Genomic DNA, 266 nt, shown 5'->3' with positions numbered 1-266 from the left:
ACTTCGCTTGGCGTTACTGTGAATGAACCATCATTCGTTAATAAATCACCATCACTAATACCCGAGTCAGTATCCAATGTGATCGTCGGAGCATTCGGCGCTTGCGTATCAAGCACAAAATCTAATGTACTCGAGCCAGACACATTACCTGCCGCATCAGTCTCTCGAACCGTAATTGAGTTGTCACCTTCGACCACAGCAGGAGGGGTTGTTGACCAACTGCCATCTGCAGCCTGATATTCAACTGTATTGCCAACTTCGCTTGG

Annotated in this window: 1 protein-coding gene; it reads right to left on the bottom strand. The window is 47.4% G+C overall.

What is annotated here, in order from left to right:
* The coding region (locus tag HC728_RS20000) for an Ig-like domain-containing protein (protein ID WP_190395997.1) at nt 1-266 on the bottom strand (266 nt) is incomplete at both ends.

Origin of the sequence: Aliivibrio sp. S10_S31 (genome assembly GCF_014694495.1) — a bacterium.
GTDB lineage: Bacteria > Pseudomonadota > Gammaproteobacteria > Enterobacterales > Vibrionaceae > Aliivibrio > Aliivibrio fischeri.
The sequence above is the reverse complement of the archived record's forward strand: the minus strand, read 5'-3'. Positions and strand labels throughout refer to the sequence as shown.